Origin of the sequence: Mycetocola zhadangensis (assembly GCF_003668565.1) — a bacterium.
Classification (GTDB): domain Bacteria; phylum Actinomycetota; class Actinomycetes; order Actinomycetales; family Microbacteriaceae; genus Mycetocola_A; species Mycetocola_A zhadangensis.
Genome location: NZ_RCWJ01000001.1, coordinates 161,557 through 186,060 on the forward strand (window position 1 = coordinate 161,557; position 24,504 = coordinate 186,060).

General features: G+C 64.1%; 22 protein-coding genes. 13 read left to right on the plus strand and 9 right to left on the minus strand.

Features of this window, described 5'->3' with window-relative positions:
• Nucleotides 1-5: 5 nt before the first annotated feature.
• Complete coding sequence (locus D9V28_RS00790) at nt 6-695, minus strand: response regulator (RefSeq protein ID WP_121657828.1); 690 nt, start codon at nt 693-695, stop codon at nt 6-8.
• A complete protein-coding gene (locus D9V28_RS00795; protein ID WP_121657829.1) occupies nt 692-2,509 on the minus strand; it encodes a sensor histidine kinase in 1,818 nt (605 codons plus the stop codon). Before D9V28_RS00795 ends, D9V28_RS00790 begins: the two co-directional genes overlap by 4 nt.
• A gap of 187 nt (nt 2,510-2,696) precedes the next feature.
• Between D9V28_RS00795 and D9V28_RS00800 the strand changes: the two genes are divergently transcribed.
• Nucleotides 2,697-3,341: a hypothetical protein gene (locus D9V28_RS00800; protein ID WP_121657830.1), complete on the plus strand. Its 645-nt coding sequence runs from the start codon at nt 2,697-2,699 to the stop codon at nt 3,339-3,341.
• Between the two features lie 90 nt (nt 3,342-3,431).
• Here the strand turns inward: D9V28_RS00800 and D9V28_RS00805 are convergent, their stop codons facing one another.
• Nucleotides 3,432-4,214 (minus strand): oxygenase MpaB family protein, encoded by a 783-nt coding sequence (locus D9V28_RS00805; RefSeq protein ID WP_183086383.1) that lies wholly within the window; start codon nt 4,212-4,214, stop codon nt 3,432-3,434.
• A gap of 174 nt (nt 4,215-4,388) precedes the next feature.
• On the opposite strand from D9V28_RS00805, the gene sucC reads away from it, so the two are divergent.
• The 8 genes from sucC to D9V28_RS00845 all read left to right on the plus strand — a co-directional run bounded on the left by sucC (nt 4,389) and on the right by D9V28_RS00845 (nt 15,469).
• Entirely contained in the window at nt 4,389-5,552 is a 1,164-nt protein-coding gene (gene sucC, locus D9V28_RS00810; RefSeq protein WP_121657831.1) for an ADP-forming succinate--CoA ligase subunit beta, read from the plus strand.
• Between the two features lie 16 nt (nt 5,553-5,568).
• Nucleotides 5,569-6,456: a succinate--CoA ligase subunit alpha gene (sucD, locus tag D9V28_RS00815; RefSeq protein WP_121657832.1), complete on the plus strand. Its 888-nt coding sequence runs from the start codon at nt 5,569-5,571 to the stop codon at nt 6,454-6,456.
• Between the two features lie 105 nt (nt 6,457-6,561).
• Nucleotides 6,562-7,824 carry a cell division protein PerM gene (locus tag D9V28_RS00820; RefSeq protein WP_121657833.1) on the plus strand — a complete coding sequence of 421 codons (1,263 nt, stop codon included), beginning with the start codon at nt 6,562-6,564 and terminating at the stop codon, nt 7,822-7,824.
• 40 nt (nt 7,825-7,864) lie between these two features.
• Complete coding sequence (gene purN / locus D9V28_RS00825; protein WP_121657834.1) at nt 7,865-8,446, plus strand: phosphoribosylglycinamide formyltransferase; 582 nt, start codon at nt 7,865-7,867, stop codon at nt 8,444-8,446.
• 50 nt (nt 8,447-8,496) lie between these two features.
• Nucleotides 8,497-10,089 carry a bifunctional phosphoribosylaminoimidazolecarboxamide formyltransferase/IMP cyclohydrolase gene (purH, locus tag D9V28_RS00830; protein ID WP_121657835.1) on the plus strand — a complete coding sequence of 531 codons (1,593 nt, stop codon included), beginning with the start codon at nt 8,497-8,499 and terminating at the stop codon, nt 10,087-10,089.
• Between the two features lie 183 nt (nt 10,090-10,272).
• Nucleotides 10,273-11,484: a dimethylargininase gene (ddaH, locus tag D9V28_RS00835; RefSeq protein WP_121657836.1), complete on the plus strand. Its 1,212-nt coding sequence runs from the start codon at nt 10,273-10,275 to the stop codon at nt 11,482-11,484.
• Between the two features lie 290 nt (nt 11,485-11,774).
• Entirely contained in the window at nt 11,775-13,655 is a 1,881-nt protein-coding gene (locus tag D9V28_RS00840) for an ABC transporter ATP-binding protein (RefSeq protein ID WP_121657837.1), read from the plus strand.
• Nucleotides 13,652-15,469 (plus strand): ABC transporter ATP-binding protein, encoded by a 1,818-nt coding sequence (locus D9V28_RS00845; RefSeq protein WP_121657838.1) that lies wholly within the window; start codon nt 13,652-13,654, stop codon nt 15,467-15,469. Before D9V28_RS00840 ends, D9V28_RS00845 begins: the two co-directional genes overlap by 4 nt.
• Nucleotides 15,470-15,546: 77 nt before the next feature.
• Here the strand turns inward: D9V28_RS00845 and D9V28_RS00850 are convergent, their stop codons facing one another.
• Together D9V28_RS00850 and D9V28_RS00855 are read right to left on the minus strand one after the other, a co-directional pair.
• Nucleotides 15,547-15,867 carry an MGMT family protein gene (locus D9V28_RS00850; protein WP_121657839.1) on the minus strand — a complete coding sequence of 107 codons (321 nt, stop codon included), beginning with the start codon at nt 15,865-15,867 and terminating at the stop codon, nt 15,547-15,549.
• 8 nt (nt 15,868-15,875) lie between these two features.
• On the minus strand, nt 15,876-16,325 hold the full coding sequence (locus D9V28_RS00855; protein WP_121657840.1) for a GNAT family N-acetyltransferase: 450 nt from the start codon (nt 16,323-16,325) through the stop codon (nt 15,876-15,878).
• 115 nt (nt 16,326-16,440) lie between these two features.
• Here D9V28_RS00855 and D9V28_RS00860 point away from each other — a divergent pair, with 115 nt between their 5' ends.
• Nucleotides 16,441-17,619, plus strand: coding sequence for a PucR family transcriptional regulator (locus D9V28_RS00860; RefSeq protein WP_121657841.1), 1,179 nt, complete (start codon nt 16,441-16,443; stop codon nt 17,617-17,619).
• A gap of 97 nt (nt 17,620-17,716) precedes the next feature.
• On the plus strand, nt 17,717-18,931 hold the full coding sequence (locus D9V28_RS00865; protein WP_121657842.1) for an NADP-dependent isocitrate dehydrogenase: 1,215 nt from the start codon (nt 17,717-17,719) through the stop codon (nt 18,929-18,931).
• Between the two features lie 83 nt (nt 18,932-19,014).
• On the opposite strand, the gene D9V28_RS00870 is transcribed toward D9V28_RS00865, so the two are convergent.
• Entirely contained in the window at nt 19,015-19,434 is a 420-nt protein-coding gene (locus tag D9V28_RS00870; protein ID WP_121657843.1) for a hypothetical protein, read from the minus strand.
• Between the two features lie 175 nt (nt 19,435-19,609).
• Here D9V28_RS00870 and nagB point away from each other — a divergent pair, with 175 nt between their 5' ends.
• Nucleotides 19,610-20,389 (plus strand): glucosamine-6-phosphate deaminase, encoded by a 780-nt coding sequence (gene nagB / locus D9V28_RS00875; RefSeq protein ID WP_121657844.1) that lies wholly within the window; start codon nt 19,610-19,612, stop codon nt 20,387-20,389.
• Here nagB and D9V28_RS00880 read toward each other — a convergent pair.
• From D9V28_RS00880 to purU, 3 genes are all read right to left on the minus strand, one after another.
• On the minus strand, nt 20,386-21,738 hold the full coding sequence (locus D9V28_RS00880) for an FAD-binding oxidoreductase (RefSeq protein ID WP_121657845.1): 1,353 nt from the start codon (nt 21,736-21,738) through the stop codon (nt 20,386-20,388). The two genes, nagB and D9V28_RS00880, sit on opposite strands and share 4 nt — an antisense overlap.
• Nucleotides 21,735-22,088 carry a YrdB family protein gene (locus D9V28_RS00885; protein WP_121657846.1) on the minus strand — a complete coding sequence of 118 codons (354 nt, stop codon included), beginning with the start codon at nt 22,086-22,088 and terminating at the stop codon, nt 21,735-21,737. The genes D9V28_RS00880 and D9V28_RS00885 overlap by 4 nt, the downstream gene beginning before the upstream one ends.
• 84 nt (nt 22,089-22,172) lie before the next feature.
• Nucleotides 22,173-23,048: a formyltetrahydrofolate deformylase gene (gene purU / locus D9V28_RS00890; protein ID WP_121657847.1), complete on the minus strand. Its 876-nt coding sequence runs from the start codon at nt 23,046-23,048 to the stop codon at nt 22,173-22,175.
• Nucleotides 23,049-23,256: 208 nt separating this feature from the next.
• On the opposite strand from purU, the gene D9V28_RS00895 reads away from it, so the two are divergent.
• Complete coding sequence (locus tag D9V28_RS00895) at nt 23,257-24,498, plus strand: MFS transporter (RefSeq protein ID WP_121657848.1); 1,242 nt, start codon at nt 23,257-23,259, stop codon at nt 24,496-24,498.
• The last annotated feature ends 6 nt before the right edge of the window (nt 24,499-24,504 follow it).

A 24,504-nucleotide genomic window follows, 5' to 3' on the forward strand; every position in this document is an offset into this window, starting at 1 on the left:
CTGTTTCACGCGTTGTCACGTTCGGTTCCGTAGACAAGGCCGCATTCGAACGCGAAGATGACCGCCTGCACGCGGTCCCTCAATCCGAGCTTGGCGAGGATGCGAGTCACGTGGGACTTCACTGTTGCTTCGCCGAGGAAGAGTTGTCGCGCGATTTCCGCGTTCGATAGGCCAGTCGCGAGCGCGCGATACACCTCGAGTTCGCGGGTGGTCAGAGACACCACTTCTCGAGGGGTTCCTGAGACTGGGGGTGGGTGTCGGACGTAAGCATCGATGAGTCGATGTGTCACCGACGGCGCGAACAACTGCCCGCCACCGTGACACATCCGGATAGCGGCAGCGAGTTGCGATGGGGGAGTTGTCTTCAGCAGGAATCCGCTGGCACCAGCGCGCAGGGCCGTGACCACGTATTCGTCGAGGTCGTACATGGTCAGCACTAGGGCGCGGGCCTCCGGCCTCATTTCGGCCAGAAGCCGAACACCTTCGATTCCGTCACTTCCTGGCATCTGGATGTCCATCAGGACAACGTCGGCTTTCAAAGCCTCTGCTGCTCTGGCGGCAGACACGCCGTCGCCCGCTTCGCCCACCACGACGAGGTCGTCCTCAGCGCTGAGAATGGAACGGAGGCCGCTGCGGATCAGATACTGGTCGTCAGCGATCAGTACTCGTATCCGGCCCTCCGGCGCTGTCGTCATGATCGCGGTGCCTTCGATTCGATGGGGATGTCTGCGACAACCTGGAAGCCACCCGGGCCGGTCGTCGCCGCAAACTGTCCACCGGCATCCTGCACACGTTCGCTCATACCGGAGAGCCCGAACCCTGCCGCTTCTGTGCGCGCGCCTTCGCCGTTGTCGGTCACCCTGATCGTGAGCGTTTGCTCGGTAGCGCGCACCTCCACGGTCACCCGTGTCGCCTTCGAGTGGCGAATCACATTGGTGAGCCCCTCACGGACGACATGGTAGGCGAGGTCGATCAGCGCGTTGGGGGCATCGTCGGCGTCGATCTCCACGTCCAGGCCGAGCGCCCGAACCCGGGAGGCGAGAGCGTCGAGCAGTTCGAGAAGTGTTGATCCCGGTCCCGCGTTGTTCTCCGCTGCCTCAAGTAAGGACACCAGCATGCCGAGCTCAGTCAGGGCTTGTTCCCCTGCCGTCTGAACCGTGAGCAGGGCGTGACGGGCGGCGGCTGGATCCCGCCGGAGATTCGCTTGCGCCGCCGACGCCTGCAACACCATCACGCCGACGGCATGGCTGGTCACGTCGTGAAGGTCACGCGCGATCCTGAGCCGCTCGAGCCGGACAGCCTCGTGAATATGCTGGTCCAGCTCTGACTGTAGGCGGTCGGCATGAGTCGATGCACTCAAACGTTCGCGGTTGCGAAGGCTCCATTCGGAAGCGGCGAAAGCGGACAACCCGAGGATCGCGAGGCTCATCGGGATGTTCTCGGGACCGAAGGTAGCGAACCATATGATGGTCGACCCAAGCAGCGCTGCGTATGCGGCCCACGCGTGCCACTGTCCCGCTGCGGCCGACGACCATGACAGAAGGATGAGTGTGACGAGTCCCGCGGCACCCCAGCCGGTGAGAAGGGGTGCGGGCACCAGCACCATCAGGATGACGATTCCTGCCGCGCTCGCCGCAGCAATCGTTGGACGGGGTCGTCGCAGCACGACCGTGAGCGGGAACGAAATCGCGAGTGCCCACCCCAGTGGGCTCATCGAATGCCCCGATGAAATCAGCTCAGCCACGGCGAGCAGTACGAGCGCCGCCGCAATTCCGAAGTCAGCCCACGGGCGCGTTAGGCTCGGTCCGATTCGCGGCGATGGGGCCGACGCTGGTGAGCGCAGAATGCCCAGCAGCCGTCGCAACTGTTCCACCGCTATGGAACCTCGGTCGACGATGGACTGAATTCGAGCAGGGTCCAGGTCGTCCATTGCTTGAGTGGCCTCAGCTCTCATCACATCCACCGAACTCCGGATGATCTCGAGCGCCTGTGTTCCCAGCCGTATCCGTTCACGAGCCACTATCGACTCCGCCAACTGTTCAGCGTCAACGCCGGACAGAGCCGCTTCTACTCGTTTCGCCCGGGCAGCCGCTTCCGCGCGCAACTGAACGAGACGCCCAAAAGCAAACATTCCTGCGAGAAGAGCTGCCGCGAACACCAGGGTGGTTGCGTCACCTCGGTCAGCGATCACCTCGACGAGGAAGAGCGCGCCGACGGGCGCTCCCCACCGGAGCGGGGCATGCCGGCCGAGGTAATAAACGGCTATGAGCAGCGATGCCAGTGCTGCCGGGTTGTCCGCGGTCGGCCCGGTGAGGACGAGGCCGGTTTGCAGCAGCGCGAGGGTGATCGCCCCAATGATCGGCCGCTGTGGAAGAAGAAGGATAACAATGGCCCACACCAGGGCGATCGGTGCGGCCCATTCGCTCTCGGGGAGCAGGAACACGACAGTCCAACCGCCGCACGCGACGGCGATGGTCCACTCACTCAATGTCGGCTGTCGAAGCCTCATAATGCCGAGGGTAGACCGCGGGAGAGGAGCGCGCTTCCCCCAAAGGTCGGAGGCGCTGTCGCCTTGATGGCTGCAAGCAGAGCCGAGCGGGGAACGACAATCGACCGCAGGCGGATGCGGCGTCTTCCAAGGCGGATGACGATCACATTATCCGGCGCACCCCGCGCCGTCATCGAAAGGTCCCGTCATGAAAATCCTTCCACTAGCTGCCCTGTGCGGTGCGGCATCCCTTGCCACGATTGCTCTTACTGACGCGCTGTGGCGCGCCAATATGCCGGACACTCCATCGGCCTGGAGTCTTGAGGACGGTCCGGAGTTCATGCTTCGCGGCCTCGCCCTCGCTCACGGAATCGCCTACGCGCTGTTCGCCGCGGTCCTGATCCGGGGCGGTCGCACGATTGACGGGGGCCGCCGGTTTCCGCGCATCGTTCGATGGGTGATCGTCAGCGGTTTCGCGGTGTTCGGCATCCTCTACACCGGGCTCGGGTTTCTCGACGTGCGATACGCACCGACTGGGATTTTCGAGATCGCCACGACCGCCGCATTCATCGCGACGCTCCTGGTCCCGGTGCTTCTGGGCGTCGCGCTGCTCCGGCGAAGAGAGTTCCGGGTGCCCGTGGTGTTCCTCCTGTCACCCGTCGCTGTCCTGCCGCTCACGCTTGTTCTCGCAACTGTGTCCACCTGGGCACATCCGGCGTACCTCGAAACCGTCGTGAATTCTGGTGTTGCGCTCCTCGGCATCGCGGCCATCGGTGTCGAAAGCACGCCAGCGGTCAGCGGAGACGCACCATCGTCGATGAACCGGGAGTCGAGGCTCCAGGGGGCGGGGTGACCGAGGGCTTCGGTGCGCCTTGATCCACAGCTGGGCCGGTCACTCGCATGACCGGCCTCCTGCCGTCCCGGCTTTTGGCAGCGTCGGGCGTCAGCGTTCGTCGGGTGCTGCCCGCAATTTGTGCAGATAGAAAGAACACGCGGCAAAGCGGATGCCACGGGGCAGCTTCGGCCACACCGCTCGGGTCACGCCGAGAACCCTGCCGAACCGCCGCTGTTGCCTCGGCGTCCAGCGCAACCCGTACGCCGCTCGCAACTGCGATGGGAGCAGACCCGCCGTCACGAGTCGAACCAGCGGCATCCCAGCGCGAAGCCATGCTGGCAAGGACTGCCCCGACAGAAGCTGTCTACTGACGGCGCGGGCTTCCGGGGTGACCTCGAGCCGCGCGGTCTCAGCTTCGAAGTAGACAGCGAATTCTTCCGGGCCCGACGGCCACAAGTCCTCAGGCATCTGGAGGGCGGTGCCCAGCACGGCATAGTCGTCGTACACCTGCCTGGCCGCTTCCGGACCCAGCGGGCCGTAAACGAGCTCCCGCACGCGGACCGCCGTGTCGTAGAGGGTCGCAGCGACCCATAGTTGGAGAGCCGGATCGAACGCAGAATACCCAGGTGCGTCAAGTGTGGCTTCGGCCGAGACCGGTGCGTGCGCCCGATTGACACGGCGGGTCACCGCGCGTTTGTCAGCGTCCGTACCGAAAGCCTGGGCGTAGACGTACGTCAGCGTCGAGTGCAACCGATCAAGCGGCCGTGACGCGAAGTCGCTGTGCGCCGCCACACCGCGACCAACACCCGGGTTCGCGATCTGGAGAAGAATCGCGCGCCCGCCTCCGGCGACCAGAAGAGCGTCCCGGCCGACGTCAGAGAGTGTGGTCACGGGCCCACAGTAGCCCACACTCCTCCAGCGCAGAGCAGGGGAGCGAGTGCGGGTACGCTCGGAAGAGACGAAGTAGAGTGGTAAAGGCTTTTCTCTCGGCGTCGAGATACCTGACGCTGGGGCCGCCAGCAACTGCGCACATCAGTAATGCACTAAGCAGAAACGGAAATCCACGTGGATCTTTACGAATACCAGGCACGCGACCTGTTCGAAAAATACGAGGTCCCGGTCCTGCCGGGTATCGTCGCTGAAACGCCAGAGGAGGTGCGCGCCGCAGCCGAAAAGCTTGGTGGTGTCGTCGTCGTCAAGGCTCAGGTCAAGGTCGGTGGCCGCGGAAAGGCTGGCGGCGTCAAGGTCGCCAAGACGCCTGACGAAGCTTTCGAAGCAGCTCAGGCCATCCTCGGCCTCGACATCAAAGGCCACGTCGTCAAGCGCGTCATGGTCGCGGCAGGCGCTCGCATCGCCGAGGAGTTCTACTTCTCCGTGCTGCTCGACCGCGCCAACCGTTCCTACCTGTCGCTCACAAGCGTCGAAGGCGGAATGGAGATCGAGGTTCTCGCCGTCGAGAAGCCTGAAGCGCTCGCTCGCATCGAGGTCGACCCGATCGAAGGAATCGACGCTGCCAAGGCTCGCGAAATCGCCGTAGCTGCAAACTTCCCCGCTGAGCTCGTTGACAAGGTGTCCGACGTCTTCGTGAAGCTCTACAACGTCTACAAGGGCGAGGACGCGACGCTCGTCGAGGTCAACCCGCTCGTCCTCACCGAGGAAGGCGACATCGTGGCCCTCGACGGCAAGGTCTCGCTCGATGAGAACGCCGGCTTCCGCCACGCTGCACACGAGAAGCTCGAGGACAAGGACGCTGCTGACCCGCTCGAAGCGAAGGCCAAGCAGAGCGACCTCAACTACGTCAAGCTCGACGGTGAGGTGGGTGTCATCGGAAACGGTGCAGGACTCGTCATGTCGACCCTCGACGTTGTCGCATACGCCGGTGAGAACCACGGCGGAGTGAAGCCAGCCAACTTCCTCGACATCGGAGGCGGAGCATCCGCTGAGGTCATGGCCGCCGGCCTCGACGTCATCCTCGGTGACCCGCAGGTCAAGAGCGTCTTCGTCAACGTCTTCGGTGGAATCACCGCGTGCGACGCAGTCGCCAAGGGCATCGTTGGCGCGCTCGCCGAACTCGGCTCCGCAGCGAACAAGCCGCTCGTCGTTCGCCTCGACGGCAACAACGTCGAAGAAGGCCGCCGCATCCTCAACGAGGCCAACCACCCGCTGGTCACCCTCGCCGCAACCATGGACGAAGGCGCCGACAAGGCCGCCGAGCTGGCTTCGAAGTAAAAGGACGAACGAAACAATGTCAATTTTCCTCAACAAGGATTCCAAGGTCATCGTTCAGGGCATCACCGGCGGTGAGGGCACCAAGCACACCGCACTGATGCTCAAGGCTGGCACCAACGTCGTTGGTGGCGTGAACGCACGCAAAGCCGGCACCACTGTGCTGCACGGCGACGTCGAACTGCCCGTCTTCGGAACAGTCGCAGAAGCGATGGAGAAGACCGGCGCTGACGTGTCGATCGCCTTCGTGCCCCCGGCATTCACCAAGAACGCCGTCATCGAGGCCATCGACGCTGAGATCCCACTGCTCGTCATCATCACCGAGGGTGTTCCCGTCGGCGACTCGGCCGAGTTCTGGGCCTACGCGCAGCAGAAGGGCAACAAGACCCGCATCATCGGTCCGAACTGCCCAGGCATCATCACCCCCGGTGAGGCCCTCGTCGGAATCACCCCGGCCAACATTGCGGGCAAGGGACCGATCGGACTCGTCTCCAAGTCAGGAACCCTGACCTACCAGATGATGTACGAGCTGCGCGAAATCGGCTTCTCGACCGCCATCGGTATCGGTGGAGACCCCATCATCGGCACCACGCACATCGACGCACTCGCGGCGTTCGAGGCGGACCCCGAGACCAAGGCCATCGTCATGATCGGTGAGATCGGTGGAGACGCTGAAGAGCGCGCCGCTGATTACATCAAGGCTCACGTCACCAAGCCCGTCGTCGGTTACGTCGCCGGCTTCACGGCGCCGGAGGGCAAGACCATGGGTCACGCAGGTGCCATCGTCTCCGGCTCGGCCGGAACCGCTGCTGCCAAGCAGGAGGCCCTCGAGGCCGCAGGCGTCAAGGTCGGTAAGACCCCGTCAGAGGCCGCACGCCTCATGCGCGAGATCATCGCTGGACTGTAGTCCGAACCGGTTCCACAGCGAAGGGCGGCAGGAAACTGCCGCCCTTCGTCGTGCGTGGCGTGGCACGCCTGACCGCCCGCACCCGAGGGCTAAACTTCGAGTCGAATGAACCGCACAACTCTTGCCCTGCTCGCCGCTCTCGAGGCGCTCATCACCGTCGCCATCGGAATCGCAGTGACCCTCGTTCCGTTGAGTGTGCTCTGGGCCACCGACTACGGGTTCTCCGTCGACTGGCTGGTGTTCTGGCGCGCCGCCGTTGACATCTGGCTTCTCGGCAACGGGGTGAACCTCACCGTTGCCCTCCCTGGTGCGATCGTCGCGGCGATCGGTATTCCAGAGGCAGCAACACCCTTCGTCGTCAGCATCGCGCCACTGGCTGTCGCCGGGTTCACAGTGTTCATGGGCGCCCGCACCGGCGCACGCGCCGCTGGCACCCGACTCTGGCCGACGGGCGTCGTTGCCGCCCTCGTCACGTTCATCCTGCTCACCGGCGCCCTGGCGCTGACGGCCCAGGACTCGGCCGTGCGCCCGTCGCTGTGGCAAAGCTTCCTGATTCCCGGCATCGTGTACGCACTCGGTCTCGCGATCGGCGCACTGCGCGTTTTGTGGCGAGCGGATGCCGCTGGTCAGGTCGGCGATCGCGGTCTCGTTTCACGCGTGACCGACCGTTTTGACGACACGGCCCTCGCCGTCATGGGGGCATCATTGCGTGGCGGTCTCGCCGTTGTGCTCGCACTGATCGCTGTCGCCGCCACCCTGCTCGCAGTGCTCATTGTCGGTAACTTCGGTGTCATCACCAGCCTGTACCAGAGCTCACAGCTCGGCGTCTCCGGCGGGATCATGGCGACCATTGCCCAAATCGGATTCCTCGGCAACTTCGTGATCTGGGTCGCGGCCTGGCTGATCGGACCGGGGTTCGCCCTCGGTGCCGGAAGTTCGATCTCACCGGTGAACACGCTCGTCGGCCCGGTGCCCGCACTGCCTCTGCTCGGTGCTGTTCCCAGCGGCGATCTCCCGCTCGGATTTCTCGGACTGCTCGTTCCTCTCGCCGTCGGCTTCCTTGCGGCCGCTCTCGTACGGCCCCGTCTCGTCTCCGACCTGCGCGGTGGACCGCTTGCCAGCCGCCTGGCTCTCGCGGCAGTGGGCATCGGCGTCGTCTCCGCGATCGTTCTTGGCCTGCTGGCCTGGTTCTCCGGAGGGGCGGTCGGCCCGGGGCGCCTGGTGTCCGTTGGCCCGAACCCGTTGATGATCGCCCTGTTCGCCTTCGTCGAAGTCACTCTGGCCGCTCTGATCGGGATGGCGTCCGGCAAGAGCGACACCGCCCAGCTCGACGTCCCATCGGGCCGAAGCGCGTCGCGCGTCGGCTGAGGGCTCCAGCCCCACCGCCGGGCAACTGTAGGATTGCCCCGTGCTGAATATCGTCGTGCTGATCTCGGGCACGGGGTCCAATCTCCGTGCGCTGCTTGAGGCGTCAGCCGACGCTGAATTCCCCGCTCGTGTTGTCGCGGTCGGAGCCGACCGCGAGGCCGATGGACTCGCACACGCCGAGGCGTTCGGAATCCCGTCGTTCATCGTGCCGTACAGCTCTTTCGCGTCACGCGAAGAATGGGGTGAGGCGCTGCTCGAGCAGATTCAGGTCTGGTCCCCAGGCCTCGTTGTGCTCAGCGGACTCATGCGCCTCCTCCCGCGCTCCGTCGTCGACGCTCTCGCTCCGCACCTCATCAACACGCACCCGGCGTACCTGCCCGAGTTCCCAGGCGCACACGGTGTCCGCGACGCTCTGGCAGCTGGCGCGACCCAGACCGGGGCATCCATCATCGTCGTCGACAACGGAGTCGACCAGGGTCCGATCATCGTTCAGGAACGTGTTCCGGTTCTCCCAGGAGACACCGAACACGAACTGCACGAACGGATTAAACCCGTCGAACGCCGACTGCTCGTGCAGACGGTTCTCGACATCGCCAACGGGCTCGACCTCGCTTCCCTCTAGCGTGACCGGCCTCAAGACCCGAGTTTCCTCGGCTTTAGAAGGAGCACACCATGGCAGGTCCAAGCCACGACAAGAGCCTCTACCGCGAGCGTGACGTTGTGCGCATCTCGCGCGCACTCATCTCCGTCAGCGACAAGACGGGTCTGCTCGACCTCGCCCGTGCCCTCGCAGGCGCCGGCGTCGAAATGGTCTCGACCGGATCGACTGCGCAGACCATCCGCGACGCCGGCTTCGACGTCACAGACGTCGCCAACATCACCGGATTCCCCGAGTCCCTCGACGGCCGTGTGAAGACCCTGCATCCCTCAGTGCACGCCGGACTGCTTGCGGACCTGCGCCTCGAGTCCCACGAGCAGCAGCTCGATGAGCTCGGCGTCGAACCGTTCGAACTCGTCGTGGTCAACCTCTACCCGTTCGTCGAGACGGTGGCCAGCGGTGCCGTCGGCGACGACGTCGTTGAGCAGATTGATATCGGTGGCCCGGCCATGGTCCGCGCTGCCGCAAAGAACCACCCCAACGTCGCAATCGTCGTATCGCCGGCCAGCTACGGCGAGATCATCGATGCCGTCGCGCAGGGCGGAACCACCCTCGTCCAGCGCCGCGAACTGGCCGCCCGAGCCTTCTCCCACACGGCCGCGTATGACACCGCTGTCGCAGGCTGGTTCACCGACACGGCTGAGGGTTTCGGCGCCTCACTGACGATCCAGGCCGAGCTGGCCCACGTGCTCCGCTATGGCGAGAACTCGCACCAGGAAGCCGCACTCTACCTTCGCGCAGGCGGACACGGCATTGCCCAGGCAACCCAGCTCAACGGCAAGGAGATGAGTTACAACAACTTCGTCGACGCCGACGCCGCCGTTCGTGCAGCCTACGACTTCACGGTTCCGGCGGTCGCCATCATCAAGCACGCAAACCCCTGCGGCATCGCGGTCGCTGCGCCCAAGGCTCCTGACGCCATCGCATCGGCTCACGCCAGGGCCCACGCCTGCGACCCGGTCTCGGCGTTCGGCGGTGTTATCGCCGCGAACCGGATGGTGACGCTCAAGATGGCCGAGACCATCAGGGAGATCTTCACCGAGGTGCTCGTTGCTCCCGGCTTCGACGAAGACGCGATCGATGTTCTGCGCACAAAAAAGAACCTCCGCATCCTGCAGCTTCCGGCCGACTTCGCCCCTGAACCGCTCGAGGCGAAGCAGATCTCCGGCGGCATCCTCGTCCAGCAGGCCGACCGGTTCGCGCCCCACGGCGGTGTCACAAGCACCTGGAGCCTCGCAGCCGGAGAAGCAGCAGACCCGGAGACGCTCGCCGACCTCGCCTTCGCCTGGACCGCCTGCCGTTCGGTGAAGTCCAACGCGATCCTTCTTGCCAAGAACGGCGCGTCGGTCGGAGTCGGAATGGGTCAGGTCAACCGCGTTGACTCGTGCCACCTCGCCGTGACCCGTGCAGGTGACCGTGCGGCCGGTTCCGTTGCGGCATCCGACGCGTTCTTCCCGTTCGCAGACGGACTGCAGGTCCTGCTCGACGGCGGAGTGCGCGCCATTGTCCAACCGGGTGGTTCTGTCCGCGACGAAGAAGTCATCGCCGCTGCGCAGGCCGCCGGCGTCACCATGTACTTCACTGGCGAACGTCACTTCTTCCACTAACAGTCCGCCATCGAGAACGCCCGGACCCGGAAACGGCTCCGGGCGTTCTTTGATGAGAACGGATGCCATCGGCTGGCTTCCTTTCCGTGCTCTCTGTACCGGCGGGGGAGTTGCACAGCGGGGGAGTTGCACAGAGCGGACAGGGCGACAGGACGCGGTTCGCTCAGACACTAGGCTCAAGTCATGAGTGTTTCGTGGGGCCGCAGGCTCGTTTCGTCGTTCCTGGCCGCGCTGTCGACAGTTGTCGTCACCCACGCAGCGAGCGTCTTCCTCTTTTTCGTCGCACAGCAGTACCGGTTCGAGGTGCTCGCGCAGGTCAGTGAGTACTACTTCCTCGGTAGCCTCTTCGCTTTCGTTCTTGTGTTTGTTCTGGCTCTTGTCGGAGGACTGCGGTTCTGGTGGACCGCGCTGATCTCCGGTTTGGCCGCCGGTATTATTGCGGTGCTCGTCGGAACAGGCATCGCCACAATCGCCGGCGGATTCGCCCTCGACGGCGACGTCATTCGCTTCCTTCTCGGCACACTCGTCAGCATCAACGGTGTCTACGTTGTCGTCGCGACGATCATCACGGCCACCATCGGACGCGCGGTGTACGCCAGGGCAATGAACTGGAAAGCGTCCTCGGCCCGAGCTGGATCCCGGGTAGCCCTCGTGCGCATGCCGGCCTCCAACCTCTCGGACGGTGTCGTCACGCACATCGGACGCACCGCCGTCGACTCCGAACTGGCCGACAAGCAGTGGGACTCGTACACCAAGGCGTTCGAAGAGCACGGCTGGACCACACGCGAAGTGGCGTTCGCCGACAAGCTCGCTGATTCCGTCTTCATCGAAGACGCTCTCGTCGTCCTCGGCTCCGTCGCTGTCGTCACCCGCTCAAGTGTGAACAGCCGTCGCGACGAAGCCGAAGCAGCCGAAGAAGCGGCACTCTCGCTCGGGCTGACGATCGAACGGATCATGGATCCGGGAACGCTCGACGGTGGCGACGTGCTCGTGATCGGCAAGCAGGTTTACGTTGGCCGCGGTGGACGCTCCAACGCCGAAGGAATTCGCCAGCTTCGTGTGATCGCGGCCGCTCAGGGCTACCGTGTCACCGTGGTTCCGGTCAGCAAGGCGCTTCACCTGAAGACAGCGATGACAGCCCTTCCTGACGGAACCCTCCTCGGCCACCCCGACCTCCTTGACAACCCAGGGTTCTTCCCGCACTTCGTTGCAGTGCCCGAGAAGCTGGGCACCAACGTCGTAGCGCTCGACGACCACACCATCCTGGTTTCGAAAGCGGCGCCGGCGACAGCTGAGCTCATCTCGGATTTGGGGTACACGGTGGTGTCTCTCGACATCAGCGAGTTTGAGAAGCTCGAGGGCTCCCTGACCTGCCTCTCCGTGCGCGTTTCCTGAGGCGCACCGCTCAAGAATTTCCTTGCATCCCGCAGCCCTTCAGCCCTAGGCTGAAGGGCTGCATTGGCGGGAGGGGGCAACATGATCGGATCACGCATCACGCAGGCCGGAACCCGGGTCTCCACGCACTGATCGCCCTGCCCTGGATCGCCCGGCAGGCCGCTGTTTCAGCACGGCTTCCTGGTTCGGGGAATCCGCTGCCACCCACCATCGTTTAGTGACAGTAGCGACGTCCGTCGCCTGTCTGCCCGGTTCACGGGCCAGTTCCGTTTGAAAGAGAAGTCCCCGCTATGGCGCGCCAGTCCAACGACACCCCAGTGTCGAACCACACGTCGACGCTCGGTACATTCCGCTCGCTACTGCGTATATACCCCTACGCCAAGTCCGCGCTGCCGCGCATCTACCTCGGGATGGGAGCTGCGCTCGGCGCCGGTCTGGTCGCGCTCAGCATTCCGCTGGTGCTCGAGGCGCTCGTTGACGGACCGCTCTCGACAGGGGACTCCTCGCAGATCTGGTGGGCCGTCGGAGCGGTGCTCGGGCTCGGAGTGCTCGAGGCCGTCTTCATCGCGCTTCGGCGTTGGTTTGTGTTGACCCCAGGCACCCACGTTGAGGCAGCGATGCGTAACTCGCTCTACAGCAGGCTGCAGGACCTTCCGGTGGCGTTCCATGACCGCTGGCAGTCCGGCCAGTTGCTGTCGCGCGCGGTGAGCGACCTCCACCTGATCAGGCGCTGGCTGTCATTCGGACTCGTGCTGCTCGTGGTCAACACGGTGACCATCGTCATCGGGGCTGCCGTGTTGTTCTACTGGCACTGGCTCCTCGGCACGATCTTCCTCGTGCTGGCCGTTCCAATCTGGGTGTACGGCTTCGTCTTCGAGAAGAAATACTCGATCATCGCAAGGCGGAGCCAGGACCAGGCGGGAGATCTCGCGACGGCCGTCGAAGAGTCAGTTCATGGCATCCGTGTTCTCAAGGCATTCGGCCGTGGCAAATACGCGCTTCGCAACTTCGAATCGCAGGCCGAGAGCCTGCGCGGCACAGAGATCGAGAAGGCGAAGGCCATCGCGGGGATCTGGCTGTGGTTGCTCCTGCTTCCAGATGTGGCGTTCGCCCTCTGCCTGTTCACGGGGGTGTGGCTCGCGTCCGCTGGCGAAATCACCGTCGGTCAGCTGTTCGCGTTCTTCGCAACCGCGACCGTTCTGCGGTTTCCGATCGAGTCGATCGGCTTCCTGCTGTCGATGACATTCGATACACGCACGGCAACCGACCGGTTCTTCGAGGTGCTCGACACGACCAACACCATCACAGATCCCGAGAACCCGGCGACGATTCCGGCTCCGAAAGGGCGGCTGCGGTTCGAGGACGTGCGCTTCCGCTACGCGGATTCACCCGAGGGGGTTCCCGACCTGCTCGACGGTGTCGACCTCACCCTTGAACCGGGGGAGACCATGGCGCTCGTCGGGCTCACCGGGTCGGGCAAGTCGACACTGACTGCGTTGCCCACGCGCCTGTACGACGTGACGGGAGGGCGAGTGACGCTCGACGGTGTCGACGTTCGCAACCTCAGCCGCGAGGAACTTCGCCGGCACATCGCCATGGCGTTCGAAGACGCGACGCTCTTCTCTGCGTCGGTTCGCGACAACGTGCTTCTCGGCAGGGACGACCTCGATCCGACAAGTCCCGAAGCGGATGCCACATTGAACGAAGCCCTGGACATCGCGCAGGCGGGCTTCGTGCGTGATCTGCCAGACGGCGTCGGCACCACGGTTGGCGAGGAAGGGCTGAGCCTGTCCGGCGGTCAGCGCCAGCGCCTGGCCCTGGCTCGGGCTGTCGCTGCGAAACCTGCGGTGCTCGTGCTCGACGACCCGCTGTCTGCGCTCGATGTCGACACCGAAGCGCTCGTTGAGGCGGCGCTTCGGCGCGTGCTCGCCTCGACGACCGCGCTGATCGTGGCTCACCGCCCGTCGACCGTGATGCTCGCCGACCGTGTCGCGCTGCTCGAAAATGGCAGGATCACGGCTGTCGGGCGACACAGCGAACTGCTTGCGAGCAGCGAACACTACAAATTCGTCATTTCGAGTCTCGAGGATGAAGAGAAGCGCGAAGCGGCTGAGCAGATCGATCGAGCCCTCGCCGATGACACTCGCGAGCAGGAAGAGGTGAGCAAATGAGCTCGGCAACCGTGACAGGCGTCGAGGGTGAAGAGCGCGACGACTTCACCAAACAGGAGAGCGCGCAGATCCGTCGACGGTCGCTGACCCTTCTCGGGTCGTTGCTTGCGCCGCTCAAGCTGCGGGTTGTGCTCACGATGCTCGTCGTTGTGATCTCGACGGCTGCTCAGGTTGCTGGGCCTGCCCTCATTGCGTTCGGAATCGACCGCGGGCTCCCGGCTGTGCTCGACTCCAATGACTGGATGCCCGCATTCCTGATCGTCGGTCTCTACCTGTTCACCGGCATCGTCGGCGCAGTCCTCATCGCCTGGTACACCGTGCTGAGCGCGCGGATCAGCCAGGCCATCCTGATCGACCTGCGCAAACGCGTGTTCCTGCAGACCCAGAAACTCAGTCTCGAGTTCCACGAGAACTACACCTCCGGTCGCATCATCTCGAGGCAGACCAGCGACCTCGATGCCATTCGGGAACTCCTCGACTCCGGTATCAACCAGCTCGTCTCCGGCTTCCTCTACATGCTGTTCACCGGCATTGCGCTGTTCCTGCTCGACGGCATCAGCGGGCTCGTTTTGCTCGGTTCGCTTCTTCCGCTGTACTTCCTCACCCGCTGGTTCCAAAAACGGTCGCAATCACTGTTCAGGCAATCCCGCGTGGCATCCGCCAAGGTCATCGTCCACTTCGTCGAGACGATGACCGGCATCCGCGCCGTGAAGGCGTTCCGCAAAGAGAAGCGGAACGAGGAACACTTCGGTGGCCTCGTCGAGGACTACCGCGGAGTCAACGCGAAGGTGATCCAGCTCTTCGGCGTCTTTGACCCGGGGCTCGTCTTCATCGGCAACGTCACAGTGGCTATCGTGCTGCTTGTCGGCGGATTCCGTGTCGTCGACGGTTCACTGGCGATCGGTGCGCTGCTCGCCGTCGTGCTGTACACCCGCCGTTTCTACGACCCGATGGAGGAGATGGCGATGTTCTACAACTCCTACCAGTCGGCGGCCGCGGCGCTGGAGAAGATCTCGGGTGTACTCGAGGAGAAACCCACGGTTCCCGACCCCGTCCAGCCCATCGACCTGTGGGCAGCGCGCGGCCATGTCCGTTTCGACAACGTGCGCTTCGCCTACAAGGGTGACACGGTCGTGCTTCCCGACTTCAGCCTCGACATCCCGGCCGGACAGACCATCGCCCTCGTCGGGTCGACCGGTGCTGGCAAGTCGACGCTGGCAAAGTTGATCTCCCGGTTCTACGATCCGACGGCGGGAACTGTGACGCTCGACGACGTCGATCTTCGAGACCTGCACCCGAAGGATTTGCGTCGCGCGATCGTCATGGTGACGCAGGAGGCTTACCTGTTCTCGGGTTCGGTCGCAGACAACATCGCGATCGGTAAGCCCGAGGCGAGCCTCGATGAGATTCAGGCGGCCGCTCGCGCCGTCGGTGCCCACACCTTCATCGAGTCCCTTCCGAACGGCTACGACACCGACGTGAACAAGCGCGGTGGACGTGTATCAGCGGGGCAGCGTCAGCTCATCTCCTTCGCGCGCGCGTTCCTCGCCGACCCGGCTGTGCTCATCCTCGACGAGGCGACCGCCTCCCTCGACATCCCGAGTGAGCGGCTCGTGCAGGAGGCACTGCAGACCCTGCTGGCCGACCGTACAGCCGTGATCATCGCGCACCGCCTGTCGACGGTCGCGATCGCCGATCGGGTCCTCGTGATGGAGCACGGCATCATCGTCGAGGACGGCACCCCTGCAGATCTCATTTCGGGCACAGGCCGCTTCGCCCAGTTGCACGCGGCGTGGAGAGATTCGCTGGTTTAACAGGACATCGCACGATTTTCAGGTCGTTGTGCTCGTGAGGGGCCTGGAAATCGTGCGATCGCCTGTATGTGCGGTTATCAGAGAAAAGCGGATGCCGCGACGCGGTATCCGCCATCGGCTCGCGTCACGAGGGCAGTGCCTTCTGCGTCGTAGTGCTGCCGTGCTTCGTGGTCATGACCGTGTGGCGGCAGCCCGCCCGCTCGAACCACCCGCCACCACGGAACCTCGCTTCCGTGCAACGCCATGATGCGGCCGACGCCGCGCGCGGACCGCGAGCCGAACGTCGCGGCGACCTGGCCGTAGCTCATCACCCGACCGGGCGGAATCGACTCAACGATGTCGAGAACTATCCCAACGACGTCGTCAGGGCCGCGATCAGGCGAGTCTTCCTCAGCCATCGCGGGCTTTAGAGCTTGCGGATGCCGATGGTCTCGCCGTACGGCGTCTCACCGACGGGCTCAAAGCCGACGCGGAGGAAAAACGCCTCGGGGCCGGACTCGCCGGGCTCATAGATCACGTTGACGTGGTCGAATCCGCGCTTCGCGGCCTCTTCGCTGAGGGCCTCGACAGCGAACGTTCCGACTCCGCGTCCCTGGTCCTCTGCATCAACGTTGATGCGCCACAGAATCGACCGGAACTCGTCCTGGCCGTCCTCGTCGAAGTTGGCCTGCACGAAACCGACGACCTCGTCGCCGTCGACGACGACGCGCTGCCAGGTGGTGGACGGGTCAAGCACAGTTGCGGCGACCGAGTAGGAAACGGGAGCGACGAACTGTTCCTGTCCCGGCTTCAGAGTAAGCGCATTGACAGCAACGATCGTGGATCCGGACAGTTCGACGAGCTTCAGTTCTGGCATGGTGCAAGGCTAGCCCGAACGGGGGGAACTCGGGTAGCGCGCCCGTCACCGAGCGTTAAATTCATGCGCCGTTTGCTCGGAGTTGGCCCGTACCATCGGGAGCGGAGGTTTGAACATGTCGTCAGCACCGTCAAATTCACGGCTCGTCGCGAGCAGCGGAACCCAGCTCACCGGGAAGGAACTTCTGACACGAGTGCTCGGTCGGATGGACAGCGAGCTGCCGTGGTTCCGGGTTGTTCCGATCGCTCGGCGAACCGCCCTCGAGTCGATCATCTCGTCCCTGATTGACGCATTCGTCTCATACTGCTCCCACCCCGACCCGTCGGCGGTTCCGCGGGTGTTCAGCGAAGCGCCGGCCGAGCTTGTGCGTTCGATCAGTCTCGAGCAGACACTTCAGCTGATCCGGTCCTCCGTCGCGGCCGTCGAAGACAGTCTCGTTGGTCCAGAGGCGGCTGCCTACCGCGAAGCGAGCCTGGATTTCTCCCGCCAGCTGGCCTTTGAAGCTGCCGAGCTCTACGCGATGTCGAGAGCGTCGTCTGGCCTCTGGGATTCGCGGCTCGAGCAACTGGCGATCGATGCCGTGCTGTCTGGCAGGGGACTTGCTGAGATGGCCGACCGGCTGCGCGCCGTCGGCTGGCGTGGCGGCGGTCAAACAATCGTCGTCGTGGGTGCCCCTGGCGACGAGGTCGACGAAGACAAGCTTCGACGGCTCGTGTGGAACGCCGGTGCGGACGCGCTCGCCGGAGTTCGCCAGGGCTCCGTCGTGCTCGTGCTCTCGATGGCGGGCGATGCGCTCCCAAGAAACGGAGACCTGCCAGAGGGAGGGACGGATGCCGCGGATCGCCTGGCCTCTCTCGCTCGCGACGTCGTTTCAGAGGTCCTGACGAGAACTGCCGTGTTCGGCGACGTCGTATCGGAGCTCGGTGACGCCGCCGCAAGCGCCCGCGCCTCGATGTTCGGCGCCCGTGTTGTGCACACGTGGCTGCAGGCGCCGACGATGGTTCGCGCGAACGAGCTGCTGCCAGAGCGGGCACTCAACGGTGACGCCGACGCACGCGCGACTCTGGTGCAGCGCATCGTGGTTCCGCTTGAGGACGGCGCGTCCGACTGGCTCGAAACCGTGGCCATCTACCTCGACAACGGGCGATCGATCGAGGGCTGTGCGCGAGCGCTCGATGTGCACGCCAACACGATTCGGTATCGGCTCGCGCGGGTCTCGGAAACGCTCGGTTTCGATATCACGGTGCCGCGAAACGCGTTCGTTGTGCAGTGCGCGCTGAGGCTCACAAGCTGACCCGTTGCATCCGTATTTCTCTCGATATCAAGAGAGTTGCCCTCCTCGGGTAAGCTGGACCGCGGCCCGTAAGGCCCCACAAGCTAGGAGCTTTCTATTGTCAAAAATTAAGGTTGAAGGCACAGTCGTCGAGCTCGATGGCGACGAGATGACCCGCATTATCTGGCAGTCCATCAAGGACACGCTGATCCACCCGTACCTCGACGTGAACCTCGAGTACTACGACCTCGGCATCCAGAAGCGTGACGAGACCGATGACCAGATCACCATCGATGCTGCTCACGCCATTCAGAAGCACGGCGTTGGCGTCAAGTGCGCAACGATCACGCCTGACGAGGCACGCGTTGAAGAGTTCGGCCTCAAGAAGATGTGGAAGAGCCCGAACGGCACGATCCGCAACATCCTCGGTGGCGTCATCTTCCGCGAGCCGATCATCATCTCGAACATCCCGCGTCTGGTTCCCGGCTGGAACAAGCCGATCATCATCGGTCGTCACGCGTTCGGTGACCAGTACCGCGCCACCGACTTCCTGTTCAAGGGTGAGGGAAAGCTCACCGTTGAGTTCACGCCGGACGACGGATCCGAGCCTCAGAAGTTCGAGGTCTACCAGTCCCCGGGTGACGGTATCGCGCAGGTTCAGTACAACCTCGACGCGTCCATCCGCGATTTCGCCCGTGCGAGCCTCAACTACGGCCTCACGCGCAACTACCCGGTGTACCTCTCCACGAAGAACACCATCCTCAAGGCATACGACGGCCGGTTCAAGGACATCTTCCAGGAGATCTTCGAGGCCGAGTTCAAGGAGCAGTTCGACGCTGCTGGCCTGACCTACGAGCACCGCCTCATCGACGACATGGTTGCATCAGCCATGAAGTGGGAGGGCGGATACGTCTGGGCCTGCAAGAACTACGACGGAGACGTGCAGTCAGACACCGTCGCGCAGGGCTTCGGCTCGCTCGGACTGATGACCTCTGTCCTGGCAACGCCGGACGGAAAGGTTGTCGAGGCTGAGGCTGCCCACGGAACGGTGACCCGTCACTACCGTATGCACCAGCAGGGCAAGCCGACGTCGACGAACCCGATCGCGTCGATCTTCGCCTGGACCCGTGGGCTGTCGCACCGCGGAAAGCTGGACGGCAACGACGCTCTGATCGAGTTCGCGGCGACCCTCGAGGACGTCGTCATCAAGACCGTCGAGTCCGGCAAGATGACCAAGGACCTCGCGCTCCTGGTCGGCCCAGAGCAGCCGTACCAGACCACCGAGGAATTCCTCGCTGAGATCACGGCGAACCTCAAGGCTCGCCTCGGCTAAACCCGAACAAACGAGAAAACGCTCCCTGGCCTTTCGGGTCGGGGAGCGTTTTTTTCGTGTCTGGGTTGGCTACAACGAACCGGTTAGCCCTTGCAGGCTTCCTGCAGGTCGGTGAATGTCGACTGGACATCGGCGACGGCGTCGCTCAGCGCTGTGGGGTCAGCGCTCGCCGGGTCGGAGGACGCCTTCTCCATCTCGGCCGCGAAGGCGTCGAGCGCCTCTGTCGCCTTGGTGCTCTCGGGTTTGACGTCACCGTTGCTGATCTCGCCGTTGGCGTCTGAGAAGCTCTGCGCGAGCTTGTTCACGGCCTCTGAGCCGGCCACCGGGTCATCACCGAACGACGAGACACTCTCGGTAAGTTCGGTCTGCGCCTTCTCGAGGGTGTCCTGCACGATGGTGCAGGCCTCAGCTCGGGACTGTCCACCCGAGCATCCGGTGAGGAGGAGGCCAGCGACGGCGAGAATGCCGATCGCTGATGCGCGTGCGGTTCGGTTCCTTGACACAGGTTCCCCCTGGGAGAGTGGGCTCGGTGAGAGCGATGAGTGAATTGTTTCTCGACTTTATCAGTGGCACCCCTCGAAGGAGGGGTGTCATGGCGAGCTTCACAGCCACTTCGGCGGTGCAGCGGCGTGGCAGACTGGACTCGCTAATGCTGACCCCGTACCGAAATGTGAGCCCATGGCTGAAGTTGTAATCGTCAAGAATTCCCGTGCAGCAGGCGAGCTGGTGGCTGACGCCATCCTGTCGCTCGTCGCCTCGAAGAAGAACGCAGTGCTTGGGCTGGCAACGGGCTCGACACCGCTTCCGGTGTACCAGGCGCTCGCCGAGCGAGCCGTTGGCACCGACTTCAGCCAGGTCTCGGGTTTCGCTCTTGACGAATACGTCGGCCTCCCGGCGTCGCACCCTGAGAGCTACCGCTCGGTCATCACCCGCGAGGTTGTCGAGCCGGTCGGTCTGGTGCCAGAGCGCATTCGCGTCCCAAACGGAGCGACGGAGACCATCGAGACGGCTGGCGCCGACTACGAAAGAGCGATCGAAGAGGCTGGCGGTGTCGACCTGCAGATCCTCGGCATCGGAACGGACGGTCACATCGGGTTCAACGAGCCCGGCTCATCGTTCGCGTCACTGACCCGAGTGAAAACCCTCACCGAACGCACCCGCGCCGACAACGCGCGATTCTTCGACTCGCCAGACGACGTTCCCATGCACTGCATCACGCAGGGCCTCGGCACCATCCTCCGGGCACGGCACCTCGTTCTCCTCGCTTTCGGTGAGGGCAAGGCGGATGCTGTCGCCGCAGCTATCGAGGGACCTCTCGCCTCGATCCTCCCCGGCTCCGCAGTGCAGCTGCACCCGCACGCGACCATCGTGCTCGATGAAGCCGCAGCGTCGAAGCTCAAGCTCGCCGACTACTACCGATACACCTACGACAACAAGCCGGCCTGGCAGGGGATCTAGAACACCTTGCCCGGGTTGAGGATCCCAGCCGGGTCGAAGACGGTTTTGATGCGGCGCTGAAGGTCGAGCTGGGTTTCGCCCAGCTCGTCGCCGAGCCAGCGTTTTTTGAGGATGCCGATGCCGTGCTCCCCTGTGAGGGTGCCGCCGAGCTTCAGCGCCGTTTCAAACAGCTCATCGGCCGCTCGCCAGATCAGGTCGGGAACCTCTGTGCCCTCAAAAACGAAGTTGGGGTGCAGGTTTCCGTCCCCGGCGTGAGCGACCGTTGGGATCCGGATGCCGTATGCCTGCTCGATCCGGACGATCTCGGCGAACATGGCCGGAAGTGCGCTGCGCGGAACTGAGACGTCTTCGATCAGTGTGGTTCCGAGGCGTTCCATCGCGGGATGCATGGCACGGCGGACCGCGAGCAGCCGCTCACCTTCGACCGGGTCCGTAGACAGTTCGGCCCGACCGCCGAACGACTGGATCACGGCGAGGGCCTGTTCGGCCTCAGTCGCTGCGGCTGGTCCGTCGGTTTGAACAACCAGGTGAGCCTCACCCGTCGAGACGCCCGGCACTTGCAACAGCGTTGCCGCTGCCTCGAGTGAGGCGGCGTCCATGATCTCCATCACGGCGGGTTGGATTCCGGCGGCCGTGATTCCTGCCGACGCTGCGGCGGCATCCGTCACCGTCGGAAAGAAAGCGGCGATGGTCGCGACGGTTCCGGCGACGCGGGGCCGGATGCGCACTGTGGCTCCGGCGATCACACCGAGGAGGCCTTCCGAGCCGACGAACAGTGCGGTCAGGTCGAGACCTGTGACACCTTTCACGCTGCGGTGGCCGAGTTCGAGCACCTCGCCGCTCGCCAGGACGACCGTGAGCCCGAGGACGGCGTCGCGGGTGACACCGTACTTCGCGCAGAGCAGCCCGCCGGCGTTGGTGGCGATGTTGCCTCCGACAGTTGAGATGGCCTTCGATGCCGGGTCAGGAGCGAACCAGAAGCCGTGCTCGGCGAGGATCTCGTTGAACCTGCCGTTGAGGATGCCCGGTTCGATCACCGCGAGCTGGTCAGCCGGGTTGATCTCCAGGACCCGGTTCATGGCCAGGGTCGAGAGAACTATCTCACCGCCGGCCGCGATGGCCCCTCCGGCGAGCCCGGTGCCTGCACCGCGCGGAACGACGGGGGTTTGTGTGGCGCTGGCGATGCGCAGGGTCGTCGAGATGTCGGCGATCGACGTGGCATTCACGACGGCGAGCGGGGCGGATGTCGACACGTGCCCCGATTTGTCGGCTTGCGTGAGCGCGAGAGCCGTTGCGTCGGTGACGACGGCGGGCCCGAGGGCCGCGATCAGCTCGTCGACGACACTCATCTGCTGAACTCGCGCCGTCCGTTCAGGACTCCGCTGATCACGGCGACGATCGCGAACACGAGGGCGACGTAGGGAACCCCGAGGTCCCACCACGCGAGGGCGGCAGCACCCATGACGAGCAGTTCGATCAGGGCCTTGGCGTACGGGTCAACGTGGAAGACGGCCTTGGGGGAGCGAAACAGCGCCCAGAGCAGGATGCCGATGGCCGGTGCGCCGATGCCGATCACAAAGTTCCACGGCATCGACCAGCTCAAAAAGCCCCAGATGCCGAGGGACACGATCGCGAAGAGTTCGAGAAAGAGCCGGAGGATGTCGTTGGGGGTTACTGAGGGCTGCGAGGAATCTGACACAACACCAGCTTAGAGCGGCGTGTCTGCGGCACTCGGCGGCAAACCGGCGAGTGGGTGATTTCGGTGGACTCTTTTGAGCGGAGTCTATTTGAAGATGATGGTGCGGGCGCCGTCGAGCAGCACCCGGTCTTCGGCGAACCACTTCACGGCCTGGGTGAGGGTGCGGCTTTCCTCATCCTGACCGATGGCGACGAGTTCGCTTGCGCTGCGTGAGTGGTCGACCCGAACAACGTTCTGTTCGATGATCGGTCCCTCGTCCAGGTCGCTCGTGACGAAGTGCGCGGTCGCTCCGATGAGCTTCACACCGCGGGCGTGGGCCTGGCGGTACGGGTTCGCCCCTTTGAAACCGGGCAGGAAGGAGTGGTGAATGTTGATGGCGCGGCCGGCGAGGCGTTCGCAGAGTTCGGGGGAGAGGATCTGCATGTAACGGGCGAGCACAACCAGTTCGATGTCGAACTCCTCGACCGCCTCGAGAACGCGACGTTCGAAATCGGCTTTGCCCGAAGCATCCGTCACCGGAATTGACTCGAACGGAACACCGTAGAACGAGGCGAGGTCGCGAAGCGTGCCGTGGTTCGAGAGAACAAGGGGAATCTCAACGGGAAGCTGTCCTGCGCGCTGGCGGAACAGCAGGTCGTTGACGCAGTGCGCTGCTGTGGACGCGAGTACGAGGGTGCGCAGGGGGCGACCGACGACGTCGAGCTGCCAGGTCATGCCGTAGGTCTCAGTGACGGGCGCGATGGCCGCCTCGAAGTCCTGGCGGTTCGCGGGTGACTCGACCTGGAGGCGCATAAAGAAGCGTCCGGTGTCTGAGCTGGAGAACTGCTGGCTCTCGGTGATGTTGCCTCTCGCGGCGACGACGGCGCCACTGATCGCGTGCACGATGCCTGGCTGGTCGCTGCAGACGAAAGTGAGAACCCAGTGGTTTCGGGGCTCGGACTGTGCGGGAGCTGTGTTCACCCTCCAAGGTTAACCGGTGACGGATGCTTCGCCGTGCGTATGGCGAACGCCTCACGTTTTTTCCCCGGTTTACTGTCGGGGTGGTCGGGTACACTGACGAATGGTCGGACGCGTTCCGTGCGGCCCTGGGCGCGCACATCAGCGCGTAGACGAACTCTGATCCTGCTCACGCGGCCGATCGAGTGAACGCCATCATTGGATATCCCCGATGACCACATCTTCTGTTTTTCCCGCGCGGGAAGCCGCGTCCACACCACGACCCACCCCGTTTCCGTGGGTCGGTCTGATCGCGCTCGCCGCGACGGTCTTCCTCTCCGTCTCGAGCGAGATGATTCCGACAGGGCTCCTGCCCGAGATGAGTGCGTCGCTCGACGTCACCCCGTCGCAGGTCGGGCTGCTCGTCACCTTCTTCGCGTTCACCGTCGTGATCTCGAGCGCACCGCTGACGGCGGCGACGGTCAAGCTTCCTCGGCACGCGCTCATGGTTGGGATTCTGCTCGTGCTCGGGCTGAGCAACCTGCTCACCGCGCTGTCGCCGACCTATGAACTCGTTGTCGCGTCTCGAGTGCTCGGCGGGCTCGCACACGGACTGTTCTGGGCGCTTGTTCCTGCGTACGCCGCGCACCTCGTGCCGAAGGAGCAGATCGCTCGAGCCGTGTCGATCACCCTCGGTGGTGGGACCCTCGCGTTTGTGCTCGGTGTTCCACTCGGCACAGTGCTCGGCCAGTCGATCGGCTGGCGCTGGGCCTTCGCGGCGATCGCCATCGCGTTCGGCCTCGGTGCGCTCGCTGTCCTGCGCTGGCTGCCGAAGGTGGACAGGGTCACCCACGCGGCCCGCTCCGAATCTGAGCCACGTCGCGATCCGACGGTCCTGCCGGTTGTAGCCATCTGCGTGACAACGGCCATCGTCATGATCGGCCACTACGCGCTCTACACCTTCATCGCCCCATTCGTGACTGACAGCATGCGGATCGCGCCCGAGTACCTGAGCGCTGCCCTGTTCATCTATGGCGGAGCCGGCGCGGTTGGGCTGATCCTCACCGGAACCGTATTCGCGAAGAGGACATCACTTGGGCTGATCCTGGCGCTCGCGACCACAGCGGTTTCTGTGACGGTGATGGCACTGTTTACGTCGACGCTGTGGCTATCAGGCCTTGCCCTCGTTGTCTGGGGTCTCGCCTTCGGCTTGATCGCCCCTCTGCTGCAGACACGCATGCTGCACACGGCGAGCCCGCGGATCCGTGACACGGCCAGCGCGTTCTACACGACCGCATTCAACGCGGGGATCGGCGGGGGAGCGCTCGTCGGTTCACTCCTTCTCGACTGGAAAGGTGTGAACGTCCTGCCGGTCGCCGATGTCGCTCTGACGCTGCTCGGGCTCGTCATCATTGTCGCAACCATTCGGCTTTCGAAGCGGTCACGAAGTCGTTCGGAGTCCGTTCGAGTCTGAGCCGAC

What these genes read in the sequence shown, in the direction of transcription:
- D9V28_RS00790 (WP_121657828.1), bottom strand. Translation starts at nt 695, where the DNA reads ATGACGACAGCGCCGGAGGGCCGGATACGAGTACTGATCGCTGACGAC.
- D9V28_RS00795 (WP_121657829.1), bottom strand. Translation starts at nt 2,509, where the DNA reads ATGAGGCTTCGACAGCCGACATTGAGTGAGTGGACCATCGCCGTCGCG.
- D9V28_RS00800 (WP_121657830.1), top strand. Translation starts at nt 2,697, where the DNA reads ATGAAAATCCTTCCACTAGCTGCCCTGTGCGGTGCGGCATCCCTTGCC.
- sucD (WP_121657832.1), top strand. Translation starts at nt 5,569, where the DNA reads ATGTCAATTTTCCTCAACAAGGATTCCAAGGTCATCGTTCAGGGCATC.
- D9V28_RS00820 (WP_121657833.1), top strand. Translation starts at nt 6,562, where the DNA reads ATGAACCGCACAACTCTTGCCCTGCTCGCCGCTCTCGAGGCGCTCATC.
- purH (WP_121657835.1), top strand. Translation starts at nt 8,497, where the DNA reads ATGGCAGGTCCAAGCCACGACAAGAGCCTCTACCGCGAGCGTGACGTT.
- ddaH (WP_121657836.1), top strand. Translation starts at nt 10,273, where the DNA reads ATGAGTGTTTCGTGGGGCCGCAGGCTCGTTTCGTCGTTCCTGGCCGCG.
- D9V28_RS00840 (WP_121657837.1), top strand. Translation starts at nt 11,775, where the DNA reads ATGGCGCGCCAGTCCAACGACACCCCAGTGTCGAACCACACGTCGACG.
- D9V28_RS00845 (WP_121657838.1), top strand. Translation starts at nt 13,652, where the DNA reads ATGAGCTCGGCAACCGTGACAGGCGTCGAGGGTGAAGAGCGCGACGAC.
- D9V28_RS00850 (WP_121657839.1), bottom strand. Translation starts at nt 15,867, where the DNA reads ATGGCTGAGGAAGACTCGCCTGATCGCGGCCCTGACGACGTCGTTGGG.
- D9V28_RS00855 (WP_121657840.1), bottom strand. Translation starts at nt 16,325, where the DNA reads ATGCCAGAACTGAAGCTCGTCGAACTGTCCGGATCCACGATCGTTGCT.
- D9V28_RS00860 (WP_121657841.1), top strand. Translation starts at nt 16,441, where the DNA reads ATGTCGTCAGCACCGTCAAATTCACGGCTCGTCGCGAGCAGCGGAACC.
- nagB (WP_121657844.1), top strand. Translation starts at nt 19,610, where the DNA reads ATGGCTGAAGTTGTAATCGTCAAGAATTCCCGTGCAGCAGGCGAGCTG.
- D9V28_RS00880 (WP_121657845.1), bottom strand. Translation starts at nt 21,738, where the DNA reads ATGAGTGTCGTCGACGAGCTGATCGCGGCCCTCGGGCCCGCCGTCGTC.
- D9V28_RS00895 (WP_121657848.1), top strand. Translation starts at nt 23,257, where the DNA reads ATGACCACATCTTCTGTTTTTCCCGCGCGGGAAGCCGCGTCCACACCA.